Annotated in this window: 12 protein-coding genes (1 of these 12 running past the window's edge); 9 read left to right on the top strand and 3 right to left on the bottom strand. The window is 51.0% G+C overall.

Features of this window, described 5'->3' with window-relative positions; all coding sequences use genetic code 11:
* Positions 1-166: 166 nt before the first annotated feature.
* Both LDN30_RS15930 and LDN30_RS15935 read left to right on the top strand, forming a co-directional pair.
* Positions 167-1,261 carry a DNA-methyltransferase gene (locus LDN30_RS15930; RefSeq protein WP_223927205.1) on the top strand — a complete coding sequence of 365 codons (1,095 nt, stop codon included), beginning with the start codon at positions 167-169 and terminating at the stop codon, positions 1,259-1,261.
* The gene (locus tag LDN30_RS15935) at positions 1,258-2,613 is read left to right on the top strand and encodes a DNA-methyltransferase (RefSeq protein WP_223930239.1); all 1,356 of its coding nucleotides are present in this window, start codon (positions 1,258-1,260) and stop codon (positions 2,611-2,613) included. The genes LDN30_RS15930 and LDN30_RS15935 overlap by 4 nt, the downstream gene beginning before the upstream one ends.
* On the opposite strand, the gene LDN30_RS15940 is transcribed toward LDN30_RS15935, so the two are convergent.
* The 3 genes from LDN30_RS15940 to LDN30_RS15950 form a co-directional block, all read right to left on the bottom strand.
* Positions 2,608-3,207 (bottom strand): MjaI family restriction endonuclease, encoded by a 600-nt coding sequence (locus LDN30_RS15940; protein ID WP_223927208.1) that lies wholly within the window; start codon positions 3,205-3,207, stop codon positions 2,608-2,610. The two genes, LDN30_RS15935 and LDN30_RS15940, sit on opposite strands and share 6 nt — an antisense overlap.
* On the bottom strand, positions 3,204-3,488 hold the full coding sequence (locus LDN30_RS15945; protein ID WP_223927209.1) for a helix-turn-helix domain-containing protein: 285 nt from the start codon (positions 3,486-3,488) through the stop codon (positions 3,204-3,206). The genes LDN30_RS15940 and LDN30_RS15945 overlap by 4 nt, the downstream gene beginning before the upstream one ends.
* Before the next feature lie 457 nt (positions 3,489-3,945).
* The gene (locus tag LDN30_RS15950) at positions 3,946-5,262 is read right to left on the bottom strand and encodes an ATP-binding protein (protein ID WP_223930240.1); all 1,317 of its coding nucleotides are present in this window, start codon (positions 5,260-5,262) and stop codon (positions 3,946-3,948) included.
* Between the two features lie 587 nt (positions 5,263-5,849).
* Between LDN30_RS15950 and LDN30_RS15955 the strand changes: the two genes are divergently transcribed.
* The 7 genes from LDN30_RS15955 to LDN30_RS15985 form a co-directional block, all read left to right on the top strand.
* On the top strand, positions 5,850-7,895 hold the full coding sequence (locus tag LDN30_RS15955; protein ID WP_223930241.1) for a fibronectin type III domain-containing protein: 2,046 nt from the start codon (positions 5,850-5,852) through the stop codon (positions 7,893-7,895).
* A 129-nt stretch (positions 7,896-8,024) separates the two neighbouring features.
* Entirely contained in the window at positions 8,025-8,282 is a 258-nt protein-coding gene (locus LDN30_RS15960; RefSeq protein WP_223930242.1) for a hypothetical protein, read from the top strand.
* Positions 8,283-8,374: 92 nt separating this feature from the next.
* The gene (locus LDN30_RS15965) at positions 8,375-11,173 is read left to right on the top strand and encodes a CARDB domain-containing protein (RefSeq protein ID WP_223930250.1); all 2,799 of its coding nucleotides are present in this window, start codon (positions 8,375-8,377) and stop codon (positions 11,171-11,173) included.
* Positions 11,170-12,996: a CARDB domain-containing protein gene (locus LDN30_RS15970; RefSeq protein ID WP_223927217.1), complete on the top strand. Its 1,827-nt coding sequence runs from the start codon at positions 11,170-11,172 to the stop codon at positions 12,994-12,996. Before LDN30_RS15965 ends, LDN30_RS15970 begins: the two co-directional genes overlap by 4 nt.
* 73 nt (positions 12,997-13,069) lie before the next feature.
* On the top strand, positions 13,070-13,543 hold the full coding sequence (locus LDN30_RS15975; protein WP_223930243.1) for a T9SS type A sorting domain-containing protein: 474 nt from the start codon (positions 13,070-13,072) through the stop codon (positions 13,541-13,543).
* A complete protein-coding gene (locus LDN30_RS15980) occupies positions 13,540-14,856 on the top strand; it encodes a hypothetical protein (RefSeq protein WP_223927219.1) in 1,317 nt (438 codons plus the stop codon). The genes LDN30_RS15975 and LDN30_RS15980 overlap by 4 nt, the downstream gene beginning before the upstream one ends.
* Before the next feature lie 73 nt (positions 14,857-14,929).
* Positions 14,930-17,269 carry the 5' portion of a CARDB domain-containing protein gene (locus LDN30_RS15985; protein WP_223927220.1) on the top strand. 936 nt of this gene lie beyond the right edge of the window, so only the first 2,340 of its 3,276 coding nucleotides appear in the window; it begins with the start codon at positions 14,930-14,932; the stop codon falls past the right edge of the window.

A 17,269-nucleotide genomic window follows, 5' to 3' on the forward strand; every position in this document is an offset into this window, starting at 1 on the left:
CAATGCGGAAGAACAATATGTAAAGAATATGTTGAACCATTTGCCTAAAGACTGCTTTGTGGGATACCCTGTAAATGTTGTACTGTTACAGATGGATAGGAAAGAAAACGCAGTATGATGTTGTAGGAGTCGAAAAAAGGTCGTATATTTGCAGAAAAGTTGTAATATGAAGACATACCATAATTATTATATAGGAAATTCATCTAAAATGTCAGCAATAGCAGATAATGCTGTCGACCTTGTTGTGACATCCCCGCCGTATCCCATGATAGAGATGTGGGATGACATTATGGCAAATCAAAATGAGGAGATTAAAGGTTTGTTGACTTCAGCCCCTGACAAGGCTTTCGAACTTATGCACAAGGAACTTGACAAGGTGTGGGGGGAATGCTTTAGAGTTTTAAAGCCAGGAGGTTTCTTATGTATTAATATTGGCGATGCGACACGGACTATCAACGGGCGGTTTAAATTATACAACAACCACAGCCGAATCATCAGTTCCTGCCTTGATACGGGATTCATCGGGCTACCCAACATCATTTGGCGCAAGCAGACCAACGCACCCAATAAATTCATGGGCAGTGGCATGCTGCCATGTGGAGCTTATGTCACTCTCGAACACGAATGGATACTGATTTTTCGGAAGGGCGACAAACGCGTCTTCAAGGAGAAAGGAGCCAGAGAGAACCGCTGCAAAAGTGCATTCTTCTGGGAGGAACGAAACGTCTGGTTCTCTGATATTTGGGAGGTTAAAGGCACTAAGCAAAGTATAAAGCAGTCAAAGTCGCGCGAACGCAGCGCAGCCTTCCCTTTTGAGATTCCATACAGATTGGTCAACATGTACTCCCAGATAGGCGACACCGTATTGGATCCCTTCGCAGGTACAGGCACGACAATGCAAGCCGCTGTCCTGTTAGGGCGCAACAGCATCGGATATGACATTGACCAACACATGGGTGATATTGCCGTTTCTGGCATTAAATCCATGAATATTGACAGATGCAATGATTTAATCAAACAAAGATTTGACAATCACGTGGCTTTCATTAAAGAGCGCAAGGCCTCCGGTAAGGAAATCAAGCATTTTAACATTCCAATGAATGTTGAAGTTATGACTAAGCAGGAAGAAGCCATGGAGTTATGCTATCTGAAAAGAATATCATTGCAGCCTGGGAGTAAAAGTTGGGTAGTGGAAGTTGAGGATCATTCTAATTTAAACTATCAACCCATCAGACAAGGTTTGTTTGCCGCAATCGTATGAACACGAGACACTTACTTATTTTTGGCGACAGCAGAAAGATGTCTCTATTGTCAGATGCGTCTATCGATCTCATCGTAACTTCTCCTCCATACTGGCAGTTGAAAGACTATGGGAGCGCGCGCCAGATTGGCTACAACGACACATACGAAGACTATATCAACAACCTGAACCTTGTATGGAAAGAGTGCTTTCGCGTGCTTAAAAGCGGATGCCGGTTGTGCATCAATATCGGTGACCAATTCGCCAGGTCGGTTTATTACGGCCGCTATAAGGTTATCCCTATTCATGCAGAGATAATAAGATTCTGCGAGTGTTTGGGCCTCGACTATATGGGCGACATCATCTGGCAGAAACCTACCAACATGCATACTACTGGCGGTCAAAAGGTTATGGGCAGCTACCCTTATCCAAGAAACGGTATTGTAAAGATAGACTTTGAGCATATACTGCTGTTCAAAAAACAAGGCAAGGCACCGGCCGTCAAAAGTAGCCAGAGAGAGGCATCAAAATTATCACCCGAAGAATGGGACAAATACTTCACTTCGCACTGGACATTCAGCGGAGCGCGCCAGGACAGGCACATAGCTGTATTCCCTGAGGAACTGCCGAAACGGCTCATACGCATGTTTTCTTTCACCGAAGACACTGTATTAGACCCATTTATGGGCAGCGGCACTACAGCCTTGGCCGCCGCCAACTGTGGCAGAAATTCCATTGGATATGAAATCAACAAAGATTTCTATGTATTTTACAAAGAAAAGGTGATAGACCAATTACAAAGTGGAGATACTTTTGATATTGCTGAAGACAGGAGCATCATAGATCGAGAAAACATGTTGGACAGCCTGCCATACAAGTTTGTTGATACAATAAAAATCAACAAACAAGACGGATGCAATAATACCTACGGCTCTAAAATAAGCATCGGTCACTCCATGAAAGAAGAACTGTCAACAAAAGGAGAGTTCATCAGTATCGAACAGCCTATGGTATTGATAAACCATGCACGCAAATCTACAAGACTGTTGATGAAAGAAAATGGAATATGCTATCTCAGGGCTGGTGACGTAAAAGGTTCATTGCTCATACAGTCGGGGTTTGAACGCCTTGAATACTTGTTGCTTCACACCAACGGCGACGACGCCGAACTGTTCAAATTGTGCAAAAAAGGAATGTATCAGATATGGAAAAAAGAAGACCTGCAAAAATTAGGGTTCACTCCGTCCCATGCTGATTATTATTATGTACTGCACTTCATCAATCGTCCTGTCCCCCTTAAAAATCTTCCAATACTTAAGGAGGACAGGAACACTTACAGAGCTAAGATTCGCCCACTCAGTGATTTTCTATGATTTGAAATCTTCAGGGTTGAATTCTACCGTCAAACCGCTTTTCTTCTTCTCATAATAGACGATAGGGGCTTTTATTACTTCCCTCAACTGGAATTCCGTTTTATATGTGGAGGACTTGACTTGTACTGGCTTTCCATCAATATAGCCGTCTATGCCTTTTGCCTCCTCATCCTTGGTAGCCAATCGCCACTTCCCTTTTTTGCCGACTTCCTCAGCGATAAAAGCAATGATAGCCTGTTGAACTCTCAATCCACAGAAAGTCTTGTTATAAACAAGATCCTTCACCCATTCCCTAATCAGATTCTCGTCTATCAGATTCATGGCCTCCTTCAGTTTCAAGAATTGGGCGTAAATTTTTGCAGTAGCCTTGTCAATGGCTTGCGGTTGCCTACTGTCGTACCATCGTTTCCATTCATCCAAAGTCTGTCCGTCAAACTCCTTAATCAATTCCGACATCTGTCCTACTACTTTCGGCCGGGTACCCTGCGCCGTTTGGTTGATCTGATTAATCAGCATCGTGGTGTATTTGGGGAAAGGATAGACAGAAGCGTTGGACAAAGCTGCCACCTCCTGGTTAGTAATAGTCTTTTTCATTTTTGATATTCAATAATCTTGTGAACTAATTCCTTTATCGTTATTCTCGATGCCTCTTCAGCTGTTGAGCAAAACAACTGCTCGATAGGTATGTGAAATTCATTACTAAGCACCTCAAGCTGCGCCAAGGTGTATTTATGTGGTTGCTTGGGTGTTTCAATATTTCCCACCTGACCACTGCTAAGTCCCAACAGCTCTGCGATACGCAATTGACTGTAGCCATTTTTCTCTCGCAACGATCTGATACGAAAAATGACATCATTCTGTATAGCTGACTTCATCTGTTTTCTTTTCTTACAAAGATAGAGATAATTTGCTCCTTTCCCGCTCTCATTATGAGAGTAAATAACAAAATAGTCTCAACTCACAATGATTGAAGATGAAAAGGATAAGTACAGTGAATGTTATCCTAAAAGAACAATCGAGCATAACAGCTTTCAATCGAATCCTGATACTTTCTCATATTGCCTTGAACCAAATATTCGCAGTACCGCAGTCAAGGCAGCTAAATTGCGGAGACAACTAATTCATACGTATTTGATTCTTGAGCCAATGATGAAAAAAATCAAGAGATGCGAGTTGTTCTCACGAAATTTAGTAGCACATGATGTGCACGAAGAACACAGCATTCACGACTATTTTCATGTATAATATGAATTCTCCTTCTATATTGAAAACATTGTCAGATTTGTTAGAGAACTGATACAAAGACTATTCCACACCTCAGCCGCAGAATACCTACATATCCTCCATCGACAGGCAGCCGATAGTAATCGTCATGCCGCGCAAAGGCTTGCAAACCTTCAGCATATTGTCGACCTTGGCCTGTAACGTCGCTCTATCGTAGCGGTTCTTCTGACGTTTCACTTCGAAGATGTCGGCAGTATTGTCAATCTCGTTGACGGCCACGATGTCGATTTCGTTTTCTCCACTTCTGTTCCAGAACCCGCCGATACGCGTGTAGCGTCCCGTCTCACGCAGTTTTTGCCGGAAATAGCGTTCGAGGCAGAACCCAGAGAATTGGTCGAAATCACGCGCGATGATACGGGCGAGCTGTCCGAGAGCATCATTTTCGACCAGTGCCTGATATTTATAGAAGAACCGGAACCATAGGATGAGGAAGTTATCGTTCAACTCATAACGTGTCTTTTTCGAACTGGCGGTCTCGAAGATTGGCACATGACGCTTGATGAGTTGGAAATCGTCCTCCAGCCGTTTCAGATAACTCCCTAAATTATCCATATTCAGTCGGGTCTCAATCTCACCGCGACTGTACATACCGTCGGCAATACAGCTGAGGATGGAGAAATACGTTGTATATTCCTTACCAAACTCCTCAACAAGAATATTTCGTCCTTCATTGACAAACAGCGAGTTACGGTCAGTCAGTGCCTCAAGCATCTTCCTGCGGTCGTAGCAGCCGTCGTCCATGAGCAGGGTGACATACCACGCCACACCACCGGTGATGGCATACAGCGTCAGCAGGTCGTCGGGGGTGTATTGTGGGTTGTAGTCGCTGAGAATGCTCTTCAGAACGGATGTCTTGAATGGTCTTACCGTAATCCTCTTCTGAGCCCTCGCGAACAAGGGTTCTTTGGAATCCTCAAAGATGTGCTTCATCATGGTGAAGATGCTGCCACTGATGATAAGGTTCAAATGGGCACGGTCCTTATATCTGTCCCATTGGTTTTGGATCTCACTGAACACTGCCGAATTGATGCGATAGAAATCCTGAAACTCGTCCATAATAATCGTAAAAGGCTGATATTCCGACAGTTGGAGCAGATAACCGAAGAGATCGGCTACCGAGGTAAAATGGCCTATAGGAATGCCCAACTTATTTTCCGCCTCCCGTGCAAAATCCTCGCACAACAGACTCTCTGCTTTCCGCGCCACAAAGAAATACAGTATCCGTGTGTCGCCACACCGCTTGGCAAGCTCCGTTTTACCTATACGGCGTCGCCCCACGAGCACCGTCATTCGCGACTGCTCACGGCTCTGCTTTACTATCTGCGATAGAGTTGCTATCTCCTCATCACGGTCATAGAATCTCATAATCTGTTCTTATTTATCACACGTATGGTAATAGCCATTACGGTAATGGCCATTACCATTTGCAAATATAATGCTATTCTATTAACTGTGCAAGCATTCAGAGCAATTATTTCCCATCATCTGCCAATATTCTTCACGACCGACGACGCTATACCCCTTTCTATACCTCATTCTACCCCCCTTTCTACCCTGTAGAATTTGGATTCGGGAAAAAAATGTTGTACCTTTGCACCTGAATAAAATCAACCTAAACGAGGATTCATTAGAGCAAAGACGCAAAAGTGGATTATCACGCAGGCACCGCAAAAGGAAACATCTGCGGAATCTGCGCGTGTTCTGCTCGCCCACTGACTTCTCAGATTCCTGACTTCGTCAATGCGTCACCCTGAATCGAGAATAAGTTTTTGGAAAATAGTCATGTACAAGCTTTAGCTCCCCATGGAGCGTAAGCCTGTACATGATTTTCTTTTCCATTTTCCGTTTGAAAAAGCCAGAGCGATAATGACAGTATAAAGATTTATATTTCCTCTCACTATTATTCCACGGAAAATATCCAGTGAGCCCTTATCGCACTGGGACTCGCCGCCGTGGCCGGCACGGGTCAGGCCACGGCGCAGCAGCTCACAAAGCGTGTCGTGAAGACGACAGCCACGGAACAGCACATGGACTTCGCAAAGGCCAAGACCACTATGAAGAATGTCATGCGCGTGCAGAATCCGTTAGCTTACGGCGACTCGACGACAGTGCTCTATGAGGACTTCTCAAATATGTACGAGGGAAGTATCGGCAATCCAGACACATCGGTGGAGCTCACCTCCGACACGGTGTCGTCGTATCCGTTCTGGATAAACATGATTCCAGTTTACACCCACGTACCGGGATGGGGAGGCCACAACATCTATCCTGCCGGTGAGGTGGTATCGACAGCCGACAACGATGGCGGCAACCTCAACACGCCGATGCTCGACTGCTCAAAACAGCAGGGTGTGGTATTCCTCGAGTTCAAGGCCCGCACCGACGACGGCGTGGCCGACCAGCCGATCATCGTCGAAGCTGCCGAGACATACAATATGTCGCCGACGTGGGATATGCTCGGTTCGGGAACCGTCACCGTTACACCTGAGTGGCAGACCTACACAGTGTCGTTCTACGGTGCCGGCAACTACACCTTATTTAATATAGTGCGCCAGCAGATGAGTCAGGACGACGAGGTTCACCGCGTGTACATCGACGACGTGAGGGTTTACACCATCAAACCGCATATCAAGATGCCGACGGCAATGCCCTACACCGACTACAAAGGCTCGAGTTTCGTGGCTCACTGGACAAAGGTGGACGGCGCTACGGGCTACAAGCTGAACGTATACTCGAAGGAGATGTCCGACGACGGCACCCAGACGACAAAGGACTACCTGAAGCAGGACATGGATGTCAGCGACACCTTAGCCACCGTCAGCGGTACTACATCAGGGCAGACATACTACTACACCGTGCGCGCCGTCAACGCCGAGGGTCAGGAGTCGTTTGAGAGTCCGGAATATGAGGTCTTCGACCTTGAGGCTCCGGTATTGGAGAAGTCGACAATCGAGGACACGACATACGTTGCCAAGTGGAGCGACGTGCCTACCGCCGAACGCTATAACTACTGGGCTTACTTCACCCGCACGGCCGACAGCGACGGCGAGTTCACGCTGACCAACGAGTCGTTCGACGGTCTACAGATGAAGGATGGATCAGAGGTGACATGGTCGTTCGACGATCCTACCTACTACTCTTACGACGATTATTTCATCACACCTTCGTCGCAGGCCGGATGGGACGCAAAGAACGGTATTCCGTATCCGGGATGCGTGTGCGTCGACGGATGGCAGTATATCTTCAACCACAAAGACGCAGGTCTCGTATCGCCCGACCTCGACCTCTCGAAAGATGGCGGAAAGGTGAAAGTGAAGGTACAGCTGCGCGGCGACAAGGGCGACGTATGGTATAACGACGGAACGAAGGAGACACGCTACACACGTTGTGCCGTGGCACTCTTCAACTGGGACGACAATATCGGCGACTACCGTCAGGCTGAGTTGCAGTACACCGACAGCATCTCGCCGGAGGCTTTCGGCGACTACACCATCAACCTCACAAAGGGTTCGGCACGCTCGAAGATCGGCATCTACGCTGTATGGGCACCAGCTCATCTGTATATGAAGAACCTCGTTGTCAGTCAGAACTACAAAGCCGGTGAGACATTCGTCGACCCATTCGTCTACGGACGCTGGCTCGAGACTACCGACGACAGCATCACCGTACCGGCAAAGGCTTACGGCTGCCCGATAACCCACAAGGTTAGCGCAGTGAAGACGAATCCAAGCACATACCAGATCAAGGAGAGCAGATTCTCTGACACCGAGGAGGTGGGCATCGTCAGCGGCATCGAGAGTGTCGGTCTGAGCCGGGCATCCGTACTCGTGGAGAACGGTAAGCTGATGGTCAACGGCAACGGACCGGTGAGCGTTTATACCATCGACGGAAAGATGGTCTACAACGGACGCACCGTCGACGGCACCATGGCCCTCCCGCTGAAGAGCGGTGCCTACATCGTGAAGACTAAGGACAATACCGTGAAAGTGGTATTTTAGACTCTATAGCACTGTCGGCCGGACAACACGCTGCCGTCCGGCAGTGCTCATCATAACATCAGGAGGCTTTGCGCCACAAGGACAGAATCCAATCGGACGGCAAGCAAGATCCAACAACCACGAACATTTATGAGAAACTACTTACACCTTATTATATATAGCTTAGGATTTTTCCTAATCAGTCAGACGGCTATGGCTCAGGTGCACCGCAACCAGCTGCCGCCGGAAACGAAAAAAGACGCCCCCGCCGGAAAAACCGTGCTGAAGAGCGTCAATCTCAACGAGGACAAGGGAGTGCTGATGTATGGAGCCACAGGGCAGGACGCCTATGGACCGCTCCCTATGTCTCGTTCTACAGTAAGAATGCTGACAAGATTCACTGGATAGCCGATGTCGACTCTGCCGACGACGGTGCACACATCAACCGGCTGCGCTGCGGAGCTTTCTGCGGCGACAAGTATTATGGCTACAAGGTGAAGATGTATACCTATATCGTCCGACCGTTGGCCTTCGTCACCATCGACTTCAAGACGGGAAAGGTGACGACGATAACCGATGACTCCGGTTCGACCGACGATTTCCTCATCTACGACATGACATACGACTACAGTCGTCATACATGCTGGGCTCTGGCATCGAATCCCGACGACAACAACCTGTCGGATGTCTACAAGGTGAACCTCACCGACGGATCATCGGAGAAGGTGGCGTCGCTCGACTTCTATGCCTGGTGTATGGCCGCCGACTACGACGGCAACGTGTATGTCATCAAGAGCAATAGCGACAACACCGGGTCGTATCTCACGCAACTCGACCCCAACGACTCTTTCAGCGAGGTTGAGAGCAAGGAACTGAAACTCGACGGACAGCCGGTATCATCAAACTATGTACACACCATGGAGTTCGACCATAACTCCAATACCCTCTACTGGCTCGGCACAAGCAACGATGCCTATCAGCGCGTCTACGCCATCAACCCCGTGACGGGCTCGATAACGAAAGAGAGCACGTTGCCCAACGATATCGTCGTGGGACTGTACATTCCTTTCGAGGGTGCCGACAGCCGTGACGCGGCAGGAAAGGTGACCGACCTGAAGGCCGTGGCTCCCGACGATGACGAGCAGACGGTGAGCCTGTCATGGACGAACCCGAGCGTGAACTGGCGCGGCGACAGTCTCGAAGAGTTCAAGGAGGTGGCCGTCAGCCGCGACCGCCGCGACAATGTCGTGAAGACGATAGAGAGCAAGGCGGGAGAGAAATGCACTTGGACCGACAACAATCCAGAGAAAGGCGTTGTCACCTATTATCTCACTCCTTACCGCCAGAGCGGTGAGAAGGGTCTCGTCGACAGCGTGAAAGTGTTCGTAGGCAGCGACGTTCCGGGTAATGTCGGCAACCTCACGGCATCAGTGCAGGACAAGAATGTTGCTCTGTCGTGGGACGAGCCGACGGCCAGTCACACGGGAAAGGGCTACGACAAGGCCTCGCTGAAATACGACATCATCCGTAATCCGGGCAATGAGACAATAAAATCCGACCTCACCGGCAACAGCTACGTTGACGACAACCTCGGTTTCTTCGACAAATACAGCTACACCGTGGTGGCAAAGAACAAAGCCGGTGTCGGCGACAGCACAACATCGGCACAGCTCCTCGCCGGAAAGGGTTATGAGCCAACATTCTTTGAGGATTTCGACAATGCTGCCAAAGCTGCAAAATGGCAGACCATCGACAACAATTACGACGGAAAGACATTCGCTTATTCTGGCGGTGGATACGAGTATTTCAAGGACTTCCGCGTTTACCTCTCCTACTATGACGATCTCGACGATTATCTTGTCAGTCCACCGGTGCATCTTCTCGGTGGTCATGCATACCGTGTCTCGGCACTCACGAAGCTCGGCAGCGACAAGGAGACTCACAAGTTTGCATTCACCATGGGCACCGCTGCCACTGCTGACGCCCAGAAGACGGTGATAGCTACCCACGACGACATCACCCCGACTCAGAACGACGATCTCCAGGAGTTCGCCGATGTATTCACACCGGCTGCCGACGGCGACTATTATCTTTCAGTCCATTGTATGAGTCCCAAGACTCAGTACGGCTCTTATTTCGCCGTGCGCAACTTCAAGGTTGAGAAAGTCTACGACAACGACCTGACTGTGACGGCCATCACACCGCCGTCTGAGATTGTCAGCGGTAAGGAAGCTGCTGTCACCGTGAAGGTTATGAACGCCGGATCGAAGGTGCAGAACAAGTATAAAGTGACTGTTGCCGATGCCGACGGCGATGTCCTCAGCTCGAAGGATGTCGACGAGACAATAGAGTCGCAGGCATACAAGGATGTCGAGGTTCCGGTAGTCATCGACAAGGTCGGCACCGTGCGCCTCTACGCTAAGGTCACCCTCGACGGCGATGAGGACAGCAGCAACGACATCAGCGATACAGTGACGGTAAAGGTTAAGGAGACCGGTCTCGACTACAATGTGACATGCAAGAACAACGACCTCAGCCAGTCGACGACGGAGCCGATGACGTTCTTCAAGACCTGCTCGACGATACAGACGGTATACACCTCTGCTGAACTCGGACAGGACGACGGAGTGATCAACGGAATGGCTTTCCAGTATACTCCTAACGACCTCTATGCCGAGACGGAGCCGGTCAACGTGAAGATCTACATGGGTACAACCGACAGCGAGGACCTCTATACCACCTCCGACGGATGGGTCAACGCCGACAACCTCACACTTGTCTACGACGGACAGCAGACCGTGAAGACCGGAGGCACACAGCTCATGGACTTCATCTTCACCACTCCGTTCAACTACGACCACACGAAGAATCTGCTCGTGCAGGTATGGAAGGAAGGCACAACGACAGAGATGTTCCCGGCACTCTTCGACATCTATGGCGGCGAGAACTGGCAGAAGCTCAGAATGCTGAGATACAACGGTACTGATCCGTTCGACTATACTCAGAGCTCTTATCCCGTCAGCGGAAAACCGGTGGCATTGTTCTCCATCAACTTCGCCAACGGCATCGCAAAGGTGGTAACAGGGAAAGACCGGAAGTTCGTCGTTGTTCCTGGAGGACTCCTTCTCAACGAGAAGATGCAGACCATCGAAGTCTACGATGCAAGCGGCCGCAAGGTGGCCGCGATGAGCAACGTCAGCGGAATGGTTGGCATCAACGTGAACCGCGGACTCTACCTCGTAAGAATGAAGAATGAAAATGGTGCTGTCTCAACAGCTAAAATAGTTCTTGGTAAATGAACAAAACTCTTTTAAACACTATCTCGCTCTGTGCGGCGGCAGTCCTCTCAACGGCTGGACTGTCGGCACAGACGCAGGATGTGAGACTCGGATTCTGCAACGGCGACAAGCTCGGGGCGTCGATACGTGCCCAGGGCACTGAGACCGACGACAACGAACTTGGCGCCGCAATATACATCTCGAAGGACATACTGAAGAAATATGTCGGCGACACCATATATCAGGTGAGCTATGCCAATACCGACAAGGTAGGGTCGTCGATGACCGTATTCATCAAAAACGACCTCTACAGCAAGCAGGGCATCGTTCAGACGGTGAGGGACCATCACGCAGGATGGAACAATATCACACTGAAAAAGCCGTATGTCATAACCGGCGAGGAAGGAATCTATGTCGGCTACGTGGCCTATCCAAACCATATCGAGGCCGACAACAGTGAGATTCTCACCATGGAGTTCAACTCAGGAGGCACACCCGATGTCGATTGGTATGGGATGAACGGACAATGGTGGAAAACGAAAGTCGACCTCATCAACTACGATTTCTGCATCCGTGCCTATGCCAAGGGCAACAACAAGCCGCCGCGCGACCTCGGCCTCGACCGTATCGACAATTATAATATGGTGAGGCAGAACACGCCGACGACGATGAGCGTACAGATAACGAACTACGGTCTCGACACCGTCGACGGATTCACCATTGAGGCTCGGAAAGACGGGCAGACCTTCGCCACAAAACAAGTCTCCGGTGTGGCACTGGCCCACAACGAGATGAAGAAGGTCGACATCGACGGATTCACATTCCCCCTCGAAGGTAACAACGACTTCACGGTGAATATCACCGGCATCAACGGAGGTGCCGACGCCGACACGTCCGACAATGTGCGCAGCTCCTATGCATATATCGTGCCGGAGAATGCTGAGGCGCAGGAACGGAAGATTCTTCTTGAGGAGTTCACGACAACGAAGAATGGAGAGTCGCTATTGGCCGACAGTGTCTACAACATTGCCGTCAGCGACCGCGACGACGTCATCTGGGTGAAATACCACATGGAGAAGACAGTGCCGGGAGTATCATCTTATTCGTGGTTCTTCGACAGCGATGGCACATTCACTCCGGCAATGATGATTGACAGGGAGGAGTTTTCCGACATGGAGAACCGCGGTCCGGCATACTTCGTAAAGTACAACGAACTGCTCACCTATCTGCTCGACCAGTGCTCCGGCATCCCGACTTTTGCCACGGTCGATGTCAGTGCCACTCTCAACGACGCGCACACCGTGGCAAACATCAAGGCGAAGGTGGAGAGTCAGGTTAGGGAGATGCCACATCAGAAGTCGCTGCGTATGACGTTGCTCGCCGTCGAGGACTCCGTGGAACTAACCCCCGGACTCGACAAGGAGAATGGCATCGTGCGGAAGTTCATCAACGGAGCGTGGGGCGACCAAGTCGATGTCAGCAACCATGCCGACTCGATAACGGCCAACCTCGACATCGATCCGTCATGGAATGTCAACAACATGCGCATCGTTGCTTTCCTGAGCAACTACGACAGCAGTCAACCGCTCAATTGTTCGGTGTTCAACTCAGCACAGTGCCAGCTTGGCATCACCGACGGCATCTATCAGACGACCGTCCAAAAGCTGCGCCCGACAGTGTTCTGCGACGGCAAGGCATTCTCCACTGCCAACGGATTCAAGGTCGTAGCCGTATACAATCAGGCCGGCCAAGAGGTGGACAACCAAGGTTTGCAGCGGGGTCTCTACCTCGTGAAGGTCACCGACGGTGTGAGGACAACAACCGTCAAGTATGTCGTCAGATAGACAGTATTAATCCTCTTATAAGACAACAGAAATAGAATTAACAACCAATCAATGTAACTAAACACTGTGGAATATGAAGAAAAAATTACTTATCGCCCTTGGCATAGCGGCTTTGTTGCCGCTGTCATCACATGCCCAGAAGGTGATGGTGGTCTACGGCCATAGCGGACAACATCTGTTGGAGGACAGCGTAGAGAGCATCTTATCGCTGATGCCCTCCGATGATGTGCTCAACGTGAAGTCACGGCTCGGCAAGGTGTCGGCCATCAGCCTCTCCGACATCCGGAGCATCAAATTCATTCCGGCCACAACAGGCATCGGGAAGTTGCGGTCGACCGATGGAAAGCTGTCATTCGCAAACAATGGTGACCAGATAACCGTCAGCGGATGGAATGGAAGGGAAGGCCGTTTCGCGGTTTACTCCGCCGACGGCTCGCTCGTCATAAGCGGCAGCCGCTGGACCGGAACACCTATAAGCACCACACAGCTGACACCGGGACTGTATATTCTTAAAGCCAACAACCAATCATTCAAATTCATAAAATGAAAGTCATGAAAACCATCACTACCCTACTCCTCGCTCTTGTCTCCGTGGCAGGAGCCAGTGCCCAGAATATCGACCGACTGATAGTACAGCCGAAGTCGGGCAACCCACAGGGCTACGCAATAGATAATGTCGACAGCATATACTTCGATCATGTCGGTGACGATGTCGCTGCCACAGTGACTGTCAATAAGGTAAGCACATCATCAACAGGCGACACCCTCTGGGTGGCCGTCACGCCCACTGCCGACTGTGCCTCCTACCGCATCACCTGCATGCCTACAGTAAGGGCCAACGCCATCACATCGTCGGCAGCCCTCGATGCTTATCTCAACAATATCAATGCGGCACGCTATTATCAGGGATTCACCAATGCACAGATGACCGGTTTCGACCAGCCCTTTGAGGCCGCATCACAGTATTCGCTCGTCACGCTGGCCTACGACAAGTACAACACAGCGTGCAAGATTTCCAAGACCGATTTCACCACTCCTGCGGCAGCACTCATTGGCAGTCCTACCGTGGCATGCCAGACCACCGATTCGACAACGACGACACTGTCGATGAAGTTCACGCCTAACGCCGACTGTAAGGGTTACGCCATCTGCCTTTTCGAGGCCGGACAGGCTCAGCAGCAGTTCGACCAGTGGGCACCGATGTTCGGTTTCGTCAATATGGGTGATATGATCAAGCAGTTCAGCGGAACGACATATACCACTGAATACACTAACACCTGGACCCAGTTAGCACCGGATACGAAATACGAGGTGTACATTCTGCCCATGGATGCCAACGGCAACTATGCGCCAATGGTCATCGCCCACGCCTCGACGGCCAAGCAGGGAGGCACCGGCACAGCCATGGTGACTATCACCATCGGCAACTATGTCACAACCGAAAACGGCAACTACCAGGAGGTCACCTACACTCCTAACGACCAGACATCGTTGCACCGCGACATGCTCATCACCGCCGAGGCTTACGCACAGTGGGGCGAGCAGGGTGTCATCGATTATCTGAAGGCCGACAACAGCAAGGATCCTTATTGGAATCAGTATGGTGTTGACAACGCAACATGGAATGCCGATCCCAACACACAGTATGTGGCATGTTCCATCGCACGCAATATCAACGACGAATGGGGTCCGCTCGCAAAGGTTGAGTTTACGACAACATCGGGCAACTCGACATCGGCAAAGGCTCCGCGCATAGCTACGAGAAAGGCGCAGACTACAATGACATTCAACGGAAAGGCTCCTACGATGAACGCCCGCTGGGCACACCGCGGTCTGACCATCACCGAAAGCGCAAAATAAATCATAATCATACCGCGGGGATTGCCGGCATCGGCTTTCCCCGCTTTTATTTTATCAACACAGAACAAAAACAATGAGAAGAAAAACATCAATCATGTTCTTGTCAGCAGCCGTAATCCTTGGCACCGCACAGATGCATGCCCAGGAGGGAAATACAGCTCGGCAAGGTAAGGCCATGCCCTACGCTACGGCTGCGGCCGACCTCCCGGCGGTATGCCAGAATCCTCTGCTGAAGTCGGGAACCGTAAAGTTCGCTCCGGCATCAGCACCCACCATGCTCTTCGACCAAGCCGACGGACAAGCGAAGGTGTGGGGATTCCTCCAGTTCGACTACCGCTACCGCACTAACGCCGTTGTCGATTTCACCACCGACAACCCCGACGCCTACTCCATGCTCAACGACTATCGTCAGGAGCTCGGTGTGTCGAAGGTCATCACGGCAGCAACCTTCGCCGGCAACACGCTCTACGGCTATGCCTGCACCTATTACGGTCCGGGAGCCCTCGTACCCTATGCCGTCGGCACCATCGACCCACTCACCGGCGCCTTCAGTCCGATAAGATCGGTGAATGTAGCCTCCGGTCTGCTCATCAACGATATGACCTACGACCCGGTGACGAGAAAAATCTATGGCGTACAGTTCAATGAGAATACCGAGTCGCCCGCCGACAGCTATTCCAATCTGTACCGCATAGACCCTGGAACGGGCGAGACCGACAGCATCGGACAGGTCGGCTATCTGCTCTACACCATCGCCTCCGATGTCGACGGCAACCTCTATGGCATTGCACGCGACATGAATGTGGAGAGTACCGACAACAACAACTCCTTCCTCGTGAAGATTCCCGCCGACACCATCGCAGCAGGCCGGACAACGGCAACACCCGTAGCTGCGAACACCAAACTCGGGGTGAACGTCTACTACCAGCAGAGCATGGAGTTCGACCGCACGAACCATCGCTTATGGTGGCTGTCGCAGAGCAGCAGCGGCAATCCTTATCTCGCCGAGGTCGACTGCAAGACAGGAAAGCTGAAGTCGAAATATCTCTTCAACTCGCAGGCACAGATTACGTCACTTGCCATCCCCTACCAGCAGGTAGAGGCCACGGCACCGTCATATCCGCGGTCGTTCACGGCCACCGCGGCTCCCAAGGGCGGCAACGAGGCTACCCTCGCATGGGTCAACCCTTCGACCGACTATATGGGCGATGCCCTCACCGAGCTCTCGGGAGTACGCGTCTACCGCGACGGCAACCTCATCCACACCGCTGACGGAACGGTGGCAGAGACTGCTCAGACCTACACCGACAACACTATCAGCGAACCCGGCTACTACACCTACCGCGTACAGGGCTACAACACTGCCGGTGACGGTGTATACAAGGAAGCCCGCATCTTCGTGGGCAAGGACAAACCGGGAAAGGTGCGCAACATTGCGTTAGCCACTAATGGCAACACAGCCACACTGTCGTGGAACAGTCCGGAGAAGGGCCTGAACGACGGATGGTACGACAAGGCATCGCTGCGCTATAAGGTCGTCCGTCAGCCCGACGGAAAAGTAGTCAGCGAGGCTACTGCCGACAGCACCGTAACCGATAATGTGTCGAAGTATGCAGGATATTATTATCAGGTCATACCGTCCAACGCACAAGGCACCGGCGACACCGTCAGCTCGAAGGTCGAGCAGTTCGGTCCATCGGTGGAGATCCCGTACACCGACTCGCTGAACACGAAGCCGGCATTCAACGAATGGAAGGCCATCGATGTCAACAACGACGGCACGACATGGTTCTTCGACGAGGGCAACAAGGTAACCAACTATTACTACTCACTCAGCGCAGCCAACGACTTCCTTGTATCACCGCCCATGAACTTCGACGGCAACAAGCAGTATCAGGTGCGCTACACCTACTACTCGTCCAACTGGGTGACCGCCGACGACCATACGCCGATAATGGAGAAGATGAAAGTCTACTATGGCCAGCAGGCTACGGCAGCCGGTCTGAACACAATGATCGACGACCTCGGAGAGTTCCACACAGCCAGTGGCAACTACCTCTATGGCAAGAGCACGTTCAAGCCTAAGAGCGGCGACGGATACGTCGGATTCCTCGCCTGCTCCGATGCCGACTGCGGCGTGATATATCTTAAAGATGTGAACATCCGTGAGTACAGTGCCACCGACGTCAGTCTGAAGAACGTCCAGGGCAGTGCCACAGCAAATGTCAACGCGCCCTACTCCTTCGGTGTCGACGTCACCAACGAGGGCAACAAGGCCGTCAGCGGATTCACCATCGAAATCATTGATGCTCAGAGCGGTGACGTGGTGGCTCAGAAAGTCGTTGACGAGCCCCTCGGTGTCGACGAGACAAAGAACTACTCCGTCGAATGGACACCGGATGCAACCGGAAAG

The organism is Prevotella lacticifex, from assembly GCF_019973375.1.
In the GTDB taxonomy this organism is placed as follows: Bacteria; Bacteroidota; Bacteroidia; order Bacteroidales; family Bacteroidaceae; genus Prevotella; species Prevotella lacticifex.